Genomic DNA, 16,619 nt, shown 5'->3' on the forward strand with positions numbered 1-16,619 from the left:
GCTCAGTTGTCGCGCAATAGGCGCTGGCGCCAGGTTTGCTGTTCCTCGGCCGGTCCCTCGATCAGAAACCGGTAGCTGCCCGCGATCCGCACGGCCACCGGCACGCCGTCGCGATACAGCAGGCGGTTGCCCCCCACAGCCGGTAGCTTGCTACCTGGCAGCAGGGTGCCGACCAGGTTCAATGGATCGCTGGCGCTGACCACTACCAGCGCCCCGTCCACTTCCCGCCGCCGCACCTGGCGCAATAACCCCACGGCTTCGGGCAGGGCGAACTGTTCGCCGGCCAGCCCGGCAATGAACCGCCCGCCACGGATTTCCCCACGTGCCTCCAGCCGGTGATAGCAGCGCAGGAGTTCGCGCCATGGCGGTAGTGCTGCGCTTTCGCGCTCCAGCAGGCGCCAGCAGATCACCCCATAACGACGCAACAGGCTGCGGGCTATATGTTCCAGGCGCTGGTCGCTGTCCTGTTCGCCAGTGCTGCGCCGCAGCAGCGCCCAGCGACCGGCCTGCACCATGCTGCTGGACAGCGGTGGATGACCGCGGCGGCTATTGCGTGACGAACGTTTGGCCGCCGGCGTTATCAGGCTGCGCAGACCACTGAAGCTGTCGGCGCCCGCCAGCCCCGAGCCGACCAGTTCCTGCAGGGCGTTTTCCAGCTCGCTGGGCAGCAGGCGGGCTTGCTCGGCCAGCTCGTCGAAGAACAGCGCGCCATGGGCCTGCAAAGCCTGGTGCACGCGCTGTGCCCGTGCGCCGAGCGCCTCGGGCGACGGGATGCTGGCCAGGCTGCGCCACAGGGCGAGGTGTTCGCGCGGCAGAAGCACCAGCGGCGTGCTCGACAGGGTACTGCTCGACACCGTGGCGGCCAGCCGCGTCCAGGCCCACTGACCACTGCGACAGACGTCGTCAAGCCAGTGCGGGCTGTAGTCCTTGATCCGCGCAGGCAACAGCTCCGCTTCCCAGGCCCCGGCGGCGCAGGGGAAGCCCTCGAGCTGTCCGAGCACCTGCGCTACCGCCTGCGGCCCGCGCAGGCGTTCCTCCTGGCTCAGGTGCTGCCAGTCGAACTGAAAACGCATGAAATCCTGCAGGCTGACCGGTTCGATCTCCCGGCGCAGGCGCTTGACGGTATAGCGGTGAATGCGTGCCAGCAGGTGACGCTCGCACCATTGCAGCGGCGGCTGGCCTGGGCTGAAGTGTCCGCGCAAGACATAGCCTTCGCGCTCCAGCCGCGCCAACGCTTGTTCGACGTCGCTCTCGCTGCGGCTCAATGGCGTGGCGATCTGCGCCAGGGTGAGTGGGCCGAAGGCGCTCAGGCGGCCACGCAGCAGATCGCTCAGGGCGCTATCCGCATCGACGACCTGGTCGAAGCCGGGCAAGGGCTGCAGGGCAGGGGCGAGCGAAGCGTCGGGGTACAGCGTGGTCATCGACCTCAGGCGCTCGCGAGCCAGCCACAGCGGCTGGCCGCAGGTGTCCAGACGGCAGGCACGGCCAGCGTCTGCCAACTGCCCGAGCAGGGCTGCCCAGCCATCGTTGGCTTGCACCTCGGCTTGCGTGATCGTGCCCAGGCTCATCAGCGCCTCGTGCATTTCGTCGAGGTTGAGCGGTCTTGGCCAGGCTTCATCCGCTACCGCACTGATCGCATCGGCATCCAGCGCGCCGAGGTCGTCGCCGCTGCTTACCTCGTTCCAGCGCCGGTTGAGCACCGCTTGGGTACGGCGCTCCTCCAGCGGTGCATCGTCGAGAAATGCATAGGGACGAGCATTGAGGATGGCCGCGGCCAGCGGTGAGGGGGCGGGCAGGTCGCGGCTGAGCAGGCGCACCTCGCCGCTTTCCATGCGCCGCAGCAGTGCCAGCCAGCCCTCGCTGTCCATGGCGTCGTGCAGACAATCGTCGAGGGTCTGTTGCACCAGCGGATGGTCGGGAATCTGGCGCTCGCCGACGATGTTTTCAAGGCAGGCGATCTGGTCGGGGAACACTGTGGCGACCAGGTCTTCGCTCTTCATCCGCTGGATCTGCGGCGCTACCTTGCGCCCCCCGATGAAGCGCGGCAGAGCCATCGCCACGGCCGCGTTCCAGCGCCAACGCACGCCAAACAGCGGGGCGTCGAGCAGTGCCTGGACCAGCACCTGCTCGGCGGTGCGGCTCGACAGGTAGCGCCACACTTCATCGAGGTCGAAGCTGTGGCTGGTGGACAGCGACAGCACGATCGCATCTTCGCTGGCCGCCGCCTGCAATTCGAAATTGAAGGTGCGACAGAAGCGTTTGCGCAGGGCCAGGCCCCAGGCGCGGTTGATGCGGCTGCCGTAGGGGGAGTGGATGATCAGTTGGGTGCCGCCGGACTCGTCGAAAAAGCGCTCCATCACCAGTGTCTGCTGCGACGGCAGGGCGCCCAGCACTTGCTGGGTACGACCCAGGTAGTCGAGCAACTGGCTGGCGCTGTCGTCGTCCAGCACATAGTCGGCTTTCAGCCACTGCAGCACGCGGGACTGGTCGCCTGCATGCTGCTGCAATTGCTCATCGAGACGTGCCTGCAGGCGCGCGACTGCGGTGGACAATTCGTCACTGCGCCCCGGCGCTTCACCGAGCCAGAAGGGGATGGTCGGCGGCAGGCCATGGGCATCCTCGACCCGTACCCGCCCGGGCTCCACCCGCAGGATGCGATAGGAAGCATTGCCCAGCTGGAAGATATCGCCGGCGATGCTTTCCACCGCGAAGTCTTCATTGACGCTGCCGATGTTCAATGCCTGGGGTTCGAGCAGCACGCTGTAGTCGGCAGTCTCGGGGATGGTACCGCCGCTGGTGAGGGCAGTGAGCTGGCTGCCGCGGCGTCCACGCAGGGTGGCATTCACTGCGTCGCGATGCAGGTAGGCGCTGCGTACACCCTGGCGGCCGTTGTAACCCTCGGCGAGCATCTGCAGCAGGGCCTGGTAATGCGCCTGGTCAAGCCCTGCATAGGGCATCGCGGCGCGCAGGCAGTCGAACAACGCCTGCTCTGGCCAAGGTTGGTTGCTGACTTCGGCGATGATCTGCTGGGCCAGTACATCCAGTGGCGCGTTGGGGATGTGCAGCAGGTCCAGCTCGCCCCGGCGCACGCAGTCGAGCAAGGCCACGCATTCGATCAGGTCGTCACGCGAGGTAGGGAACAGTCGGCCCTTGGGAATGCCATCGACCTGGTGCCCCGAGCGGCCGACGCGTTGCAGGAAGGCAGCAATGGAGCCGGGCGAGGCGATCTGGCACACCAGGTCGACGTCGCCGATATCGATGCCCAGCTCCAACGACGCGGTAGCTACCAGCATCCGCAGACCACCAGCCTTCAGGCGCTGTTCGGCTGACAGGCGATGCTCCTTGGCCAGGCTGCCATGGTGGGCGGCGACAGCGTCCTGGCCCAGGCGCTCGCTCAGGTGCCGGGTCAGGCGTTCGGCCAGGCGCCGGGTGTTGACGAACACCAGCGTGGTGCGGTGTTCGCGGGCCAGGGCGGCGAGTCGGTGGTAGAGCAGTTCCCAGACATCCGTGGCCATCACCGCGCCCAGCGGCACGGGCGGCACCTCGATGGCCAGGTCGCGCTCGCGGCTGTGGCCGACATCGACGATGGCGCAGGGCCGCTGATGCCCGACCAGGAACTGCGCCACGCGCTCGACCGGGCGCTGCGTGGCCGACAGGCCGATGCGGCGCAACGATCGGCCGCACAGCGCTTGCAGGCGCTCCAGAGTCAGTGCCAGGTGGCAGCCGCGCTTGTTGCCGGCCAGGGCGTGAATCTCGTCGACGATCACCGTGTGCACTTGGTTCAGCCCGGCACGACCCGAGGCCGAACCCAGCAGTACGTACAGCGATTCAGGCGTTGTCACCAGGATGTGCGGTGCGCGTTTGCGCATGGCTGCGCGGTCTTTTTGCGGTGTATCGCCGGTGCGCACGGCGGTGGTGATGTGTGGTGCTTTCAGGCCTTGCTCGGCAAGTGCCTGGGCGATGCCTTCGAGAGGCGCCTGGAGATTGAGGCGAATGTCGTTGGACAACGCCTTGAGCGGTGAAACGTAGATCACCTGGGTTTGCGCGGGCAGCTCGCCGTCGTGCTCCAGACCTTGGCGAAACAGTTCGTCGAGCACTGCGAGAAAGGCGCTGAGGGTCTTGCCCGAGCCGGTCGGAGCGGCCAGCAGCATCGACTGGCCGGCGTGGATCAGCGGCCAGGCGCGGGCCTGGGCGTCGGTGACGGTGGCGAAGCGTTGCCGGAACCAGGTGCCGACGGCGGGGTGGAACAGGTCGAGCACCGGGTGCTGCTGTGCGGGCAGGTTCATGCAGTGTTTATGGCGTTTGGCGAGGGGGTTGGCAAGGGGCCGTTCGTCCGGCTTCGGGCAGAGTCGGCGTTTACCCCGGTAAACCCGCTCAGAGTGCGCTGCATCAGGTATCCTCGCCAGCCTCTGTCCAGGAATACCCCATGACCAAGACTATCCACATCGCCGCCGCCCTGCTCATCGACCCGGCGGGCCGTACCCTGCTGGTACGCAAGCGCGGGACCCAGGCCTTCATGCAACCGGGTGGCAAGATCGATGCCGGTGAAACGCCGGTCCAGGCGCTGGTGCGCGAGCTGCACGAAGAGCTGGGCGTGCGCATCGACCCCGAGCAGGCCGTGCACCTTGGCCGTTTCAGCGCGCCGGCGGCCAACGAGCCAGGTTTTGAAGTACAGGCCGAGCTGTTTCGCGTCGAGTGCGCCGAGGCGGTGATCCCCGCCGCGGAAATCGAGGAAGTGCACTGGCTGGCGGCCGATCAGGCGCCAACCCTGGCACTGGCACCCTTGACCCGCGACATGATCCTGCCGCTGTGGCGTGAAGGCATCAGCGCACCGCGCTGACACCGTCGAGGGTGGCGAACGAGGTATCCTTGGCGGTCAGCAGGAAATCACGCATGTACGGCGCATCGAGCATGTCGGTGCGCACTGCGGCATAGAGCGTGGCGAACAGGCCTTTCTCGCCCAGGCGCTTGCCCTTCACGTAGCCACGCGAGCTGTACTCGTGCAATGCCCAGTGCGGCATGCCGCACACCCCGCGACCGCTGGCGACCAGCTGCATCATCATCACTGTCAGCTCCGAGGTGCGCACCGCAGCCGGTTCGATATCGGCCGGCTCGAGGAAGCGGGTGAAGATATCCAGGCGATCACGCTCCACCGGGTAGGTGATGAGGGTCTGGTCGGCCAGGTCGTCCGGAACGATGTAGGGCTTGCTCGCCAGCGCGTGCTGGTTGGCCACCGCAAGCATGGCTTCGTAGGTGAACAGCGGCACGTAGGTGATGCCAGCCAGGTCCAGCGGGTCGGAGGTCACCACCAGGTCGAGATCGCCCCGGGCCAGCGCAGGCAAGGGAGCGAAGGCAAAGCCCGAGGCCAGGTCCAGCTCGACCTCTGGCCAGGCATCGCGGAACTGGTCGATGGTTGGCATCAGCCACTGGAAGCAGCTGTGGCACTCGATGGCCATGTGCAGGCGGCCCGCGGTGCCGCCGGCGAGGCGGGCGATGTCGCGTTCGGCGCCACGCAGCAGCGGCAGGGTGGCGTCGGCCAGTTGCAGCAGGCGCAGGCCGGCACTGGTGAAGCGGATCGGCTTGGTCTTGCGCACGAACAGTTGCATCCCCAGGCGCTCTTCCAGCTCCTTGAACTGGTGCGACAGCGCCGACTGGGTCAGGTGCAGGCGCTCGGCGGCCTCCACTAGGCTGTCGGCTTCGCGCAGGGCATGAAGGGTTTTCAGGTGACGGATTTCCAGCACTTGCAACTCCGGGAGAAACACTTGGGAAAAGATCGATTGGGTTGAGTTTCTCTCATGTTGGTGTGTCTGTCGACAGCACCCTGCAGATGACCGTTCGGCGACATTAATCAAACTGTCACGCAACTGTGGCAGCGCCACCGAAGGGATTTCATCAGACTCGCGCTCTACTGGGGATTTGCATTCTGGTGTTTCCTTCCATGCGGGTTTTTCTGATCTTCTTTCTTTTGTTGTGCGGGGCGCCGACAGGTTTCGCCGCCGGCCGGTGCGATGCCCATGTGCCGGTGCAGCGAGCCGAGCTGGGTGAGTTGAGCCTGGTCTACCAGAGCGTCGGTGCGCCGGGGGATCCGGCACTGCTGCTGGTCATGGGCCTGGGCGGGCAATTGATCCACTGGCCGGATGATGTGGTCGAGGCCTTGTGTCGCCAGGGTTTTCGGGTCATCCGGTATGACAACCGCGATGTTGGCCTGTCGCGCTGGAACCAGGCGCCGGCTTCGGCCAACCTCACCGTCGAGTTGCTGCGCTACAAGCTTGGCCTGCCAGTGGCGGCGCCCTACAGCCTGACTGACATGGCCGGTGACGGTCTGCACCTGATGGATGAGCTCGGGATCGAGCAGTTCCATGTATTGGGGGTCAGCATGGGCGGGATGATCGCCCAGCACCTGGCAGCCATGGCGCCGCAGCGTGTGCGCAGCCTGACGCTGGTCATGTCCAGCTCCGGTGCCGAAGGCTTGCCGGCGCCGAATCCTGCGTTGGTGCAGTTGCTGGCGCGGCGCAGTGCACCAAGCCGTGAAGTGGCGCTGGAGCAGCAGGCCGACCTGCTGGCGGCTCTGGGCAGCCCGACGGTGCACGATGATCGCGCGGTGCTGTTGCAGCAGGCGGCGTTGGCCTATGACCGGGCGTTCAATCCGGAGGGGGTCAAGCGCCAGATCATGGCGATCCTGGCGGAACCGAGCCGGGTGGCGCTGCTCAACCAGTTGCGTGTGCCTACGCTGGTCGTGCATGGCACGGCCGACCCGCTGCTCCCGGTGATGCATGGGGTGCACTTGGCGGCGCACATCCAGGGCAGCCAGTTACGCTTGATTCCAGGGTTGGCGCACCGCTTCCAGGAGCCTTTCAAGGCGCCGTTGCTGGCGGCGGTGCTGCCCTACCTGAAGGCGCATCGTCAGGATGCGACGCACCTGGCAGGGCTTTGAGTCGGGTGGCGCTGAGCCCTGTCAGCCCAACCCGTACTTCTTCACCTTGTCGAACAACGTCGTCTTGGCCATGCCCAGCTCCTGGCTGGCCTGGCTGAGGTTGCCGCCAGTGCGCTGCAAGGCATCACTGAGCAGGTTGCGTTCGAACGCTTCCACCGCCTCGGCAAAGCCCAGCCCCTGGCTCGCACTGCCACCGGCCTTCTTGAAGGCCGGCAAGCCCAGCGCATAGCGCTCGGCGACGTTGCGCAGCTCGCGCACATTGCCCGGCCAGTCATGAGCCATGAGCCGCGACAATGTCTGGCTGTCCAGCTCGGGAACTTCGCGGTCGAAGCGCAGCGCCGATTGCTGCAGGAAATGCTCGAACAACTGCAGTACGTCCTCGCGGCGTTCGCGCAACGGCGGCAACTCGAGGGTAACCACGTTGAGGCGATAGTACAGGTCGCTGCGGAACTGCCCGGCCTGGCCCATGGCGTCCAGGTCCGACTTGGTGGCAGCGATCACCCGGCAGTCCACCGGGATGCTCTGGTTCGAGCCCAGGCGCTCGAGAGTGCGCTCCTGCAAGACGCGCAGCAGCTTGATCTGCAGGTTGATCGGCATGCTCTCGACTTCATCGAGGAACAGTGTCCCGCCATTGGCATGCTCGATCTTGCCGATCCGCCGTTTGCCCGCGCCGGTGAACGCGTTGGCTTCATGGCCGAAGATTTCGCTCTCGAACAGATTTTCCGGCAGGCCGCCGCAGTTCAAGGCCACGAAGGGGGCTGTCTGGCGCCGGCTGAAATCGTGCAGGCAACGGGCGACCAGTTCCTTGCCCGTGCCGGTCTCGCCTTCGATCAGGACGTTGGCCGAGGTGTCGGCGACGTTGGCGATCAGTTCGCGCAGGTTCTGCATGGCAGGCGAGCGGCCGATGATCCGCCCTTCCAGCGAGCTGTGACCGGCCAGTTGCCGGCGCAGGGCGACCACTTCACGCGACAGGCCGCGTTGCTCCAGCGCCCGGCGTACCACATCCACCAGTCGCTCTGGCGAGAACGGCTTCTCCATGAAGTCGTAGGCGCCGTTGCGCATGGCGCCGACGGCCATGTCGATGTCGCCGTGGCCGGTGATCAGCACCACCGGCAGGCTGCGGTCGCGGGCCTTGAGGCGATTGAGCAGCTCCAGGCCGTCGATGCCCGGCAGGCGAATGTCGCTGACGACGATCCCGGCGAAATCGTCACCGATCCGCTCCAGGGCCTGTTCGGCGCTGCCGACGCCTTCGCAAGCGATATCCTCGAGCGCCAGCGCCTGCTGGCAACCGAGCAGCACGTGGGGGTCGTCTTCGACGATCAGGACAGTCAAGGGTGCTTGGTTCATGGGGACCCTTCGTTCATGGGGCATCGGCCGAGTCTGTGGGGGAGGTGACCAGGGGCAGGGTGAGGATGAAGGCTGTACCGCCGCCAGCGGGGTGCTCGACGCTCAAGGTGCCCTTGGCGGCTGTGGCGAGGCTGGCCGACAAGGTCAGGCCCAGGCCCAGGCCATGCTCGCCCGGTTTGGTGGTGAAGAACGGTTCGAACAGGTGCTTGCGGGCCTCGATGTCAATGCCGTGGCCGTTGTCGCGAACCCGCAGGCGGTATCTGTCGCCTGCCAGTTCGCCCTCCAGCCACAGCTGTGGTTGGGGTTGGGCGGTCATGGCGTCGAGGGCGTTGCCAAGCAGGTTGACCAGGATCTGTTCCAGGCGCGTCTGGTCGATCGCCAGCGGCTGGTCATCGAATTGGCGATGCAATTGCAGGTTGCACGCGCCGATGCGGTTGCCGAGCACCTGCAGGGACGCCTCCACCGCCTTGCCCAGCGAGGCGCGGCCGCTGTCCTCGCCACGCCGGGCGAAGGAGCGCAGGCTGGCGGTGATGCGCCCCATGCGGTCGATCAGGTCGTTCATGGTGCGCAGGTTGGTGCTGGCGGTCTCGAAGGCTCCGCGTTCGAGGAAGCGCACGGTATTGCCCGACAGGGTACGCAGTGCCGCCAGCGGCTGGTTCAGCTCATGGGCGATGCTGGTCGACATCTGCCCGATGGCCGCCAGCTTGCCGGCCTGGACCAACTCGTCCTGGGCATGGCGCAGGGTCTGCTCGGCGTGACGTCGTTCGCGGATCTGCCCCTTGAGTCGTTCGTTGCTGGCACGCAGGTCGGCGGTACGTTCGGTGATCCGCCGCTCCAGCAGGCTATTGGCTTCTTCCAGGGCTTCGCGGGCAGCCAGGCGCGTGGCGATCACCTTGCGCCGCTCGTTCCAGGCGATGCCGAGGATTGCCAGCAGGGCGAAGGCAACGCCGACCAGGATGCCCTGGACCATCGACTCGCGATGCAGATCCTGCAGCGGGGTGAGCAGGGTGAAGTGCCAGGGGGTGTCAGCCAGGCGCCGGGTCTGGGCCAGGTAGGCGACTTCACGCACTTTGCCCTGGGCGGTTTCGCTGTTGGCCGGGAAGGTCAGTTTTTCTACACCATCGCCCAGCGTCTCGCGGGCCAGCGGTTGCAGTTCGTTGAGTGGCCACCAGTAGTACTGCAGGCTGCGCGCCAGCTCTTCCTTGATCTGCGGGGTCAGCGGGCGCACCGACTTCAGCCGCCGGGCGGGATCGCTGGAAAGGATGATGATGCCGTTCTCGTCGCTGACGAATGCTTCGAGGCGGGCGCGTTGCCAGCGCTCTTCCAGGGTGTCCAGGCGGACCTTGATCACCGCGACGCCGATGATCTTGCCGTGCTCTTCCAGGCCATGGGCCAGATAGTAGCCGGCTTCCCCGGTGGTGCTGCCGATGCCGTAGAAACGCCCAGGCTGTCCGCGCACGGCGTCCTGGAAATAGGCGCGGAAGGCCAGGTCTTCCCCCAGGAAGGAGTCGGCGTCGCGCCAGTTGCTGGTGGCCTGCACCCGGCCGCTGGTGTCCAGGACGTAGATCGCCCGGCTTCGGCTGCGGCGGTTCAGGCCTTCGAGGTATTCGTTGACGACCTGCCGCGAGCCGCCGTCAGGTTCGGCGAGCAGTTGCGAGACGCTGTCTTCGAGCTCCAGCAGACTCGGCAGGTAGGTGTACTTGCTGATTTCGCTTTCGACCGTGCGCGCGTGCAGCTCGAGCTGGCGCTCGCCGTTCTCGCTCAGGGCGCGGATGCCGTTGTTTTCGCTGATCATGTAGCCGACCAGGCCCAGACCGACCATCAGCAGGACGATCAGTGGTGGGAGGAACAGTTGGCGGATCAGGCGGGATTTCACGGCAGGCTTGGCAGGGCGAAGTAGCGAAGGATCGCATTTCATCACAGTGGCCTTGTCACGACCAGCGTCCGCTGCCCTGGCAGGCAGCGGACACCGGGATCATCAGTGCTGCAGGATCTTGCTGAGGAAGTGCTGGGTGCGTTCGTGGCGACCTTCGGGTTTGCCGAAGAAGTCTTCCTTCTGGCAGTCCTCGATGATGTTGCCCTTGTCCATGAAGATCACCCGGTTGGCGACCTTGCGGGCGAAGCCCATTTCGTGGGTCACGCACATCATGGTCATGCCCTCATGGGCGAGCTCTACCATCACGTCCAGTACTTCGTTGACCATTTCCGGGTCCAGTGCCGAGGTCGGTTCGTCGAACAGCATGACGATCGGGTCCATCGACAGGGCGCGGGCGATCGCCACGCGCTGCTGCTGGCCGCCGGAGAGCTGGCCGGGGTGCTTCTTGGCATGGGCGCCGAGGCCTACGCGGTCGAGCAAGGCCAGGCCTTTCTTGGTGGCTTCCGCCTCGCTGCGGCCGAGCACCTTGCGCTGGGCGATGGTCAGGTTTTCGGTGATCGACAGGTGCGGGAACAGCTCGAAGTGCTGGAATACCATGCCCACCCGCGAACGCAGTTTGGGCAGGTTGGTCTTCGGATCGGCGATCGAAGTGCCGTCGACCACGATGTCGCCCTTCTGGAATGGCTCCAGCGCGTTGACGCACTTGATCAGGGTGGACTTGCCCGAGCCGGATGGGCCGCAGACCACCACCACTTCACCTTTCTTGACCTCGGTGGTGCAATCGGTCAGCACCTGGAAGTCCCCGTACCACTTGTTGACGTTCTTGATGGAAATCATACGGCGATCCTTTTTTGCAGACGCTTGACCAACCAGGAAGCGGAGAAACTGATGAGGAAGTACACGACGCCGGCAAAGATCAGGAACTCGTGGGAGCGCCCGATGATGTCGCCGTTGGAGCGTGCCGAGTTGAGGAAGTCCACCAGGCCCACGGTGTAGACCAGCGAGGTGTCCTGGAACAGGATGATGCTCTGCTGCAGCAGCAGCGGGGTCATCTTGCGGAACGCCTGGGGCAGGATGATCAGGCGCATGCACTGGCCGTAGGTCATGCCCAGTGCCTGCGCGGCGCCCATCTGGCCCTTGGAGATCGACTGCACGCCGGCACGCACGATTTCGCAGAAGTAGGCCGCCTCGAACATCATGAAGGCCACGACGCAGGAGGTGAACGCGCCGATCGGGGTGTCTTCGCCGGTAATCCAGCGCAGCACGAAGGGCACGGCCAGGTAGAACCAGGTGATCACCAGCAGCAGCGGGATGGAGCGGAAGTAGTTGACGTAGGCGCCGGCGATATTGGCCAGCAGCTTGCTCGACGACAACCGCATCAGCGCCAGGACGGTCCCCAGCGCGATACCACCGACCACACCCATGACCATCAGTTGCAAGGTCATGACCATGCCGTCCCACAGGGCGGGCAGGGCAGGGATGATTTCGCTGAAATCCATGTCCATTACTTACCTCCCACGGAAATCAGGCCAGGTACGGCAACTTTCTTCTCGACCATGCGCATCAGCAGCATCAGGCCCATGTTCAGGGTGAAGTAGATCAGCGTGGCCAGGGTGAAGGCCTCGAACAGGTTGGCGGAGAACTCGGCGGTCTGCTTGGTCTGGGCCAGCAGCTCCATCAAGCCGATCAGCGACGCCACCGAGGAGTTCTTGAACACGTTCAGGAATTCGGAGGTGAGCGGCGGAATGATGATCCGGTAGGCCTGTGGCAGCAGCACGTTCATGTAGATCTGCGGCAGGCTGAAGCCCATCGCGCGCCCGGCAGACTCCTGTCCGCGGGGCAGGGCCTGGATACCGGTGCGCACTTGTTCGCAGACACGCGCGGCGGTGAACAGGCCAAGGCAGATGATCACGCTGATCAGTGCCGAGGTGGTTGGGTTGAGGTCCTGCTTGAACCACTCCTGCAGGCCCTCCGGAAGCAGGTCCGGTACCAGGAAGTACCAGATGAACAGCTGCACCAGCAGCGGTACGTTGCGGAACAGTTCCACGTAGGCGGTGGCGATGCCTGATACCAGACGGTTCGGCACGGTGCGCATCACGCCAAGCAGCGATCCCAGCAGCAAGGCGATGATCCAGGCGCAGATGGCGATGGCGATGGTCCAGCCCAGACCGGTGACGTACCAGTCCAGATAGATTTCGCTGCCCACGCCAGTGGACTTGAAGAACACGCCCCAGTCCCAGTTGTAATTCATCGGGATTTCCCCTCAGACGGTTGTTTCACGGGCACCTTTGAACTTCCAAGAGCGCTGGGCGCCCTCGGAAGTAAAGGTTAGACACTTATGCGTGGCCCGTCGGTTGGATTCGTGCTTGGTGGAGCACACGGGCCATTTCAGCAGGGGATCAGGACTTGGTTTCGTCCGCAGCCTTGTCGGTAGGCTCTGCGATCAGCTTCTTCAGCTCTTCGCTCATCGGGAACTGCAGGTTCAGGCCTTTCGGTGGGATTGGCTGCTGGAACCACTTGTCGTAGCTCTTCTGCACGGCGCCCGACTTGTAGTAGGCGACGATGGCGTCATCGACCGCTTTCTTGAACTGCGCATCGTCCTTGCGCACCATGCAGCCGTAGATTTCGTACGATTGCGGGGTGCCGGTGATGACCCAGTCGGTCGGCTTCTTGGCCTTGGCCATTTCGCCGGCCAGCAGGGCGTCATCCATCATGAAGGCTACGGCGCGGCCGCTTTCGAGCATGTTGAAGGCTTCACCGTGGTCCTTGGCGGAAATCACGTTCATCTTCATCTGCTTGTCGGCGTTCATCGCCTTGAGCAGGCGCTCGGAGGTGGTGCCGGCGGTGGTCACGACGTTCTTGCCGGCCAGGTCCGGGAAGTCTTTGTAGGAGGGCTGACCGTCCTTGACCTTGGTCAGCAGACGGGTGCCGACTTCGAAGATGCCGACCGAGAAGCCGACTTGCTGCTGGCGCTCGACGTTGTTGGTGGTGGAGCCGCACTCCAGGTCGACGGTGCCGTTCTGCACCAGCGGGATGCGGGTCTGGGAGGTGACGAGGTTGTACTTGACCTTGATGTCGGTGCCCAGTTGCTTCTTCAGGGCTTCGACCACAGCCAGCTGGACGTCGTGGGAGTAGCCCACGGGTGTAGTGCTGCCTGCCAGGTAGGAAAACGGAATGGAGGAGTCACGGTGGCCCAGGGTGATGGTGCCGGAATCCTTGATCTTCTTCAGGGTGCCGGTCAGCTCTTCGGCCATTACCGGCGAAGCGATGACGGCGGCGGCGATTGCAGCGCCCAGCAATTGACGAACGATACGCATCAAATTTTCCTCGACGTTTGTTTTTTTTATGGAGCCGTTGGCGGACTCTTCGTTCAACGAACACAACAAGAAGCGGTGTGCGTTCGGCTACCAAGTGTAGAGCATGACTCGTGCCAAGCTCCGACATTCATCATAACGCCGCGAATTTCCTGGGAATTAATCTTTTCTGACGAATTATTTCCAAGGGTGGGCGTGCGGGTTTCCGAATGACTGGTCTGGCGGCGTTCGGAAATCCGAATGGGTGGGCGCCGGGTGTCATGACCATAGTGGTCATGCTGAAAGTGCACGTCACCATTACAACGACAGGTTCAGCGAGGTAAAAGAGCGCTTTCATACGCGCTTGGCCGACCTGAAGGTTGAATTGAAGAGGGCGTGGGGTGATCGACGAGTGGACGCTCGACCTGCGCAGCAGGGCCCTGAAGGACGTAAACGGCGCTGCAGACTGGCCTGAAAGGCGTTTTGCAGGGGACGGGCTGGTGTTGCGCCAGCCCGTCCAATGGCTCAGGCCGCGCGGACCCGGGCCCGGTTCGAGGCGGCCTGCTGCAGGTAGTCGGCCAGGGCCTGTTGCTCGGCAGCATTGGTGAACAGGCCCAGTTTGGTGCGGCGCCAGAGAATATCGTCCACGCTGACGGCCCATTCTGCAGCGCACAGGTAATCCACCTCGCGGCTGAACAAACCACCACCGATCGACTGACCAAGGTCATCCGGCCCTTGTACACCCTCAAGCAGGCGCCAGACACGACTGCCGTAAGTCAGCACCCAGCGCTTGGCGATGTCCACCGGCAGCCAGCCGTGGCGCGCCAGAACGGCATCGACCAGGGCCTGCACGCTGGTCATGCCTTCGCCCCCTGGCAATGGCGCGCTGGCAGTCCAGCTGCCGCGCATCTGGGAGAAGAAAGGCTTGAGTTCGGTCATCGCTGATTCTGCCAGCTTGCGGTAGGTGGTCAGCTTGCCGCCGAACACCGAAAGCAGGGGCGCCTGCCCCTCGCTGGCGGACAACGCCAGGGTGTAGTCGCGGGTGACGGCAGAAGGGTTGTCCGACTCGTCGTTGCACAGCGGGCGTACGCCGGAGTAGGTGTGCTGGATGTCGGCGCGTGACAATTGATGATTGAAATGTTCGTTGACCACCTTGAGCAGGTAGTCGGTTTCCGCGTCGGTGATCGCCACCTTGGCCGGGTCGCCGCTGTATTCACGGTCGGTGGTGCCGATCAGGGTGAAGCGGTCCAGATAAGGGATGCAGAAGACGATGCGCTGGTCTTCGTTCTGCAGGATGTAGGCGTGTTCGCCTTCGTACAGCCGCGGCACGATGAGATGGCTGCCTTGGATCAGGCGAATGCCGTAGGGCGCATCGAGCTTGAGGTCGTCCTTGATGAAGCTTGCCACCCAAGGACCGGCGGCATTGACCAGGGCGCGGGCGCGAATGGTCTGCAGGCTGCCGTCGGCATGCTGCAGTTCGACCTGCCACAGGCCATCGACGCGCTCGGCGCGCAGGCAGCGGGTACGGGTGTGCAGGTGGGCGCCTTTTTCACGTGCGGCCATGGCGTTGAGCACCACCAGGCGAGCGTCATCGACTGCGCAATCGGCGTATTCGAAGCCGCGTGTGATCGTCGGCTTGAGCGGATAGCCCGCACCGAAACGCAGGCTGCGCGAGCCGCCCAGGCGCTTGCGCTTGCCCAGATGATTGTAGAGGAACAGGCCAGCGCGAATCATCCAGGCCGGACGCAGGTGGGGACGATGTGGCAACACGAAGCGCATGGGCTTGACGATGTGCGGCGCCTTGGCCAGCAGCACTTCGCGCTCGGCCAGGGCTTCACGTACCAGGCGGAATTCGTAGTGTTCCAGGTAGCGCAGGCCACCATGGATCAGTTTGCTGCTCGCCGAGGAGGTGTGCTGGGCAAGGTCGTCCTTCTCGCACAGGAAGACCTTCAGGCCACGCCCGGCAGCATCGGCGGCGATACCGACGCCATTGATGCCACCGCCGATCACGGCGAGGTCATAGCAGTCGGCGAGGGGCGGCTGGGGCTGGATGGGCTGGGACACGGGCAAGGCCTCCTGAGGGCGGTTCACAGCGAATGTGAACATCTATGTTCGTTTCCGAAAATAGTAGCGCAACAAAAAGGCCATCGCCAGTCGCTGATCATAGAAAATACTGATCAGATGGCAATAAAGTGAACATTATTGAACATTTTATGGCGCTGTCTCACCGGCGGCTCGCCACCGGTGATGATCAGCGTTGCGCGCTCAGACCACTTCCAGGCGGATCTTGTACTGGTTCAGCAGCTGCGTGAGCGTGGGGGTGGGATGCTGGTCGGTCACCAGACAGTCGATCAGGTTGATCGAGCCCAGGCGCACCATGGCGTTGCGCCCGAACTTGCTGGAGTCTGCGGCGAGGATGACCTGTCGGGCATTGGCGATGATGGCCTGGGATACCCGTACTTCCTGGTAGTCGAAGTCCAACAGGCTGCCGTCTTCATCGATGCCACTGATGCCGACCAGGGCGAAATCGACCTTGAACTGGCTGATGAAGTCGACGCTGGCCTGCCCCACGACACCGCCGTCACGGCGAACCGTACCGCCTGCCACCAGGACTTCGAAGTCATCCTTGGCACTGAGGATCGACGCCACGTGCAGGTTGTTGGTGATGACCTTCAGGTGGCTGTGGTTGAGCAGGGCCCGGGCGATGGATTCGGTGGTGGTACCGATATTGATGAACAGCGAGGCGTGATCGGGGATCTGCCGTGCGACGGCCTCGGCGATGCGCTGTTTCTCGTCGCGCATCTGGTCGGCGCGCATGGCGTAGGCGGTGTTCTCGACGCTCGAGTCATAGGCGGCACCACCATGATAGCGGCGCAACAGGTTGACCTCGGCGAGCTGGTTGATGTCACGACGGATGGTCTGGGGCGTGACGACGAACAACTGCGCCATTTCCTCGATACTGACGTAGCCGCGTTCGCGCACCAGTTCGAGGATTTGTTGTTGGCGAGGGGGCAGATTCATGGGCGGTCCTTTGGGGCTGCCGGACAAATGCTGCAATGATGCCGTAGGAAGGGGATGACGACCAGTAGACTGTCGTCGCTAGCCTGAGACCGGTGCTTCTGTGGAAGCGGCCTTGCGCCGTGATCGGGCGCGCAAGGCCGTTGCTGAA

At 64.3% G+C, this 16,619-nt stretch carries 12 protein-coding genes; 2 read left to right on the forward strand and 10 right to left on the reverse strand.

Annotation, left to right across the window (positions count from 1 at the left end; genetic code table 11):
- Positions 1-2: 2 nt before the first annotated feature.
- On the reverse strand, positions 3-4,286 hold the full coding sequence (locus AB688_RS08480) for a DEAD/DEAH box helicase (RefSeq protein ID WP_063543418.1): 4,284 nt from the start codon (positions 4,284-4,286) through the stop codon (positions 3-5).
- A 140-nt stretch (positions 4,287-4,426) separates the two neighbouring features.
- On the opposite strand from AB688_RS08480, the gene AB688_RS08485 reads away from it, so the two are divergent.
- Positions 4,427-4,840, forward strand: a complete 414-nt coding sequence (locus AB688_RS08485; RefSeq protein WP_063543420.1) for an NUDIX hydrolase — start codon at positions 4,427-4,429, stop codon at positions 4,838-4,840.
- On the opposite strand, the gene metR is transcribed toward AB688_RS08485, so the two are convergent.
- A complete protein-coding gene (gene metR, locus AB688_RS08490) occupies positions 4,824-5,741 on the reverse strand; it encodes a transcriptional regulator MetR (RefSeq protein ID WP_054891810.1) in 918 nt (305 codons plus the stop codon). The genes AB688_RS08485 and metR overlap by 17 nt on opposite strands.
- 197 nt (positions 5,742-5,938) lie before the next feature.
- Between metR and AB688_RS08495 the strand changes: the two genes are divergently transcribed.
- Positions 5,939-6,934, forward strand: a complete 996-nt coding sequence (locus tag AB688_RS08495; protein ID WP_054891809.1) for an alpha/beta fold hydrolase — start codon at positions 5,939-5,941, stop codon at positions 6,932-6,934.
- Positions 6,935-6,955: 21 nt separating this feature from the next.
- Here the strand turns inward: AB688_RS08495 and AB688_RS08500 are convergent, their stop codons facing one another.
- The 8 genes from AB688_RS08500 to glpR form a co-directional block, all read right to left on the reverse strand.
- Complete coding sequence (locus AB688_RS08500; RefSeq protein ID WP_231100321.1) at positions 6,956-8,230, reverse strand: sigma-54-dependent transcriptional regulator; 1,275 nt, start codon at positions 8,228-8,230, stop codon at positions 6,956-6,958.
- Positions 8,231-8,294: 64 nt separating this feature from the next.
- Positions 8,295-10,199 (reverse strand): sensor histidine kinase, encoded by a 1,905-nt coding sequence (locus AB688_RS08505; RefSeq protein ID WP_063543422.1) that lies wholly within the window; start codon positions 10,197-10,199, stop codon positions 8,295-8,297.
- A 60-nt stretch (positions 10,200-10,259) separates the two neighbouring features.
- Complete coding sequence (locus tag AB688_RS08510; protein WP_054891806.1) at positions 10,260-10,994, reverse strand: amino acid ABC transporter ATP-binding protein; 735 nt, start codon at positions 10,992-10,994, stop codon at positions 10,260-10,262.
- Positions 10,991-11,662 (reverse strand): amino acid ABC transporter permease, encoded by a 672-nt coding sequence (locus AB688_RS08515; protein WP_054891805.1) that lies wholly within the window; start codon positions 11,660-11,662, stop codon positions 10,991-10,993. The genes AB688_RS08510 and AB688_RS08515 overlap by 4 nt, the downstream gene beginning before the upstream one ends.
- The gene (locus AB688_RS08520) at positions 11,662-12,408 is read right to left on the reverse strand and encodes an amino acid ABC transporter permease (RefSeq protein WP_054891804.1); all 747 of its coding nucleotides are present in this window, start codon (positions 12,406-12,408) and stop codon (positions 11,662-11,664) included. The genes AB688_RS08515 and AB688_RS08520 overlap by 1 nt, the downstream gene beginning before the upstream one ends.
- Before the next feature lie 148 nt (positions 12,409-12,556).
- Positions 12,557-13,474, reverse strand: coding sequence for a glutamate/aspartate ABC transporter substrate-binding protein (locus AB688_RS08525; protein WP_054891803.1), 918 nt, complete (start codon positions 13,472-13,474; stop codon positions 12,557-12,559).
- 501 nt (positions 13,475-13,975) lie between these two features.
- Positions 13,976-15,514: a glycerol-3-phosphate dehydrogenase gene (gene glpD / locus AB688_RS08530; RefSeq protein WP_063546665.1), complete on the reverse strand. Its 1,539-nt coding sequence runs from the start codon at positions 15,512-15,514 to the stop codon at positions 13,976-13,978.
- A 201-nt stretch (positions 15,515-15,715) separates the two neighbouring features.
- Entirely contained in the window at positions 15,716-16,471 is a 756-nt protein-coding gene (gene glpR, locus AB688_RS08535) for a DNA-binding transcriptional repressor GlpR (protein WP_063543424.1), read from the reverse strand.
- Positions 16,472-16,619 lie beyond the last annotated feature (148 nt).

This window comes from Pseudomonas putida (genome assembly GCF_001636055.1).
GTDB classification, from domain to species: domain Bacteria; phylum Pseudomonadota; class Gammaproteobacteria; order Pseudomonadales; family Pseudomonadaceae; genus Aquipseudomonas; species Aquipseudomonas machongensis.

What these genes read in the sequence shown, in the direction of transcription:
- AB688_RS08480 (WP_063543418.1), bottom strand. Translation starts at nt 4,286, where the DNA reads ATGAACCTGCCCGCACAGCAGCACCCGGTGCTCGACCTGTTCCACCCC.
- AB688_RS08485 (WP_063543420.1), top strand. Translation starts at nt 4,427, where the DNA reads ATGACCAAGACTATCCACATCGCCGCCGCCCTGCTCATCGACCCGGCG.
- AB688_RS08495 (WP_054891809.1), top strand. Translation starts at nt 5,939, where the DNA reads ATGCGGGTTTTTCTGATCTTCTTTCTTTTGTTGTGCGGGGCGCCGACA.
- AB688_RS08505 (WP_063543422.1), bottom strand. Translation starts at nt 10,199, where the DNA reads ATGAAATGCGATCCTTCGCTACTTCGCCCTGCCAAGCCTGCCGTGAAA.
- AB688_RS08510 (WP_054891806.1), bottom strand. Translation starts at nt 10,994, where the DNA reads ATGATTTCCATCAAGAACGTCAACAAGTGGTACGGGGACTTCCAGGTG.
- AB688_RS08515 (WP_054891805.1), bottom strand. Translation starts at nt 11,662, where the DNA reads ATGGACATGGATTTCAGCGAAATCATCCCTGCCCTGCCCGCCCTGTGG.
- AB688_RS08520 (WP_054891804.1), bottom strand. Translation starts at nt 12,408, where the DNA reads ATGAATTACAACTGGGACTGGGGCGTGTTCTTCAAGTCCACTGGCGTG.
- AB688_RS08525 (WP_054891803.1), bottom strand. Translation starts at nt 13,474, where the DNA reads ATGCGTATCGTTCGTCAATTGCTGGGCGCTGCAATCGCCGCCGCCGTC.
- glpR (WP_063543424.1), bottom strand. Translation starts at nt 16,471, where the DNA reads ATGAATCTGCCCCCTCGCCAACAACAAATCCTCGAACTGGTGCGCGAA.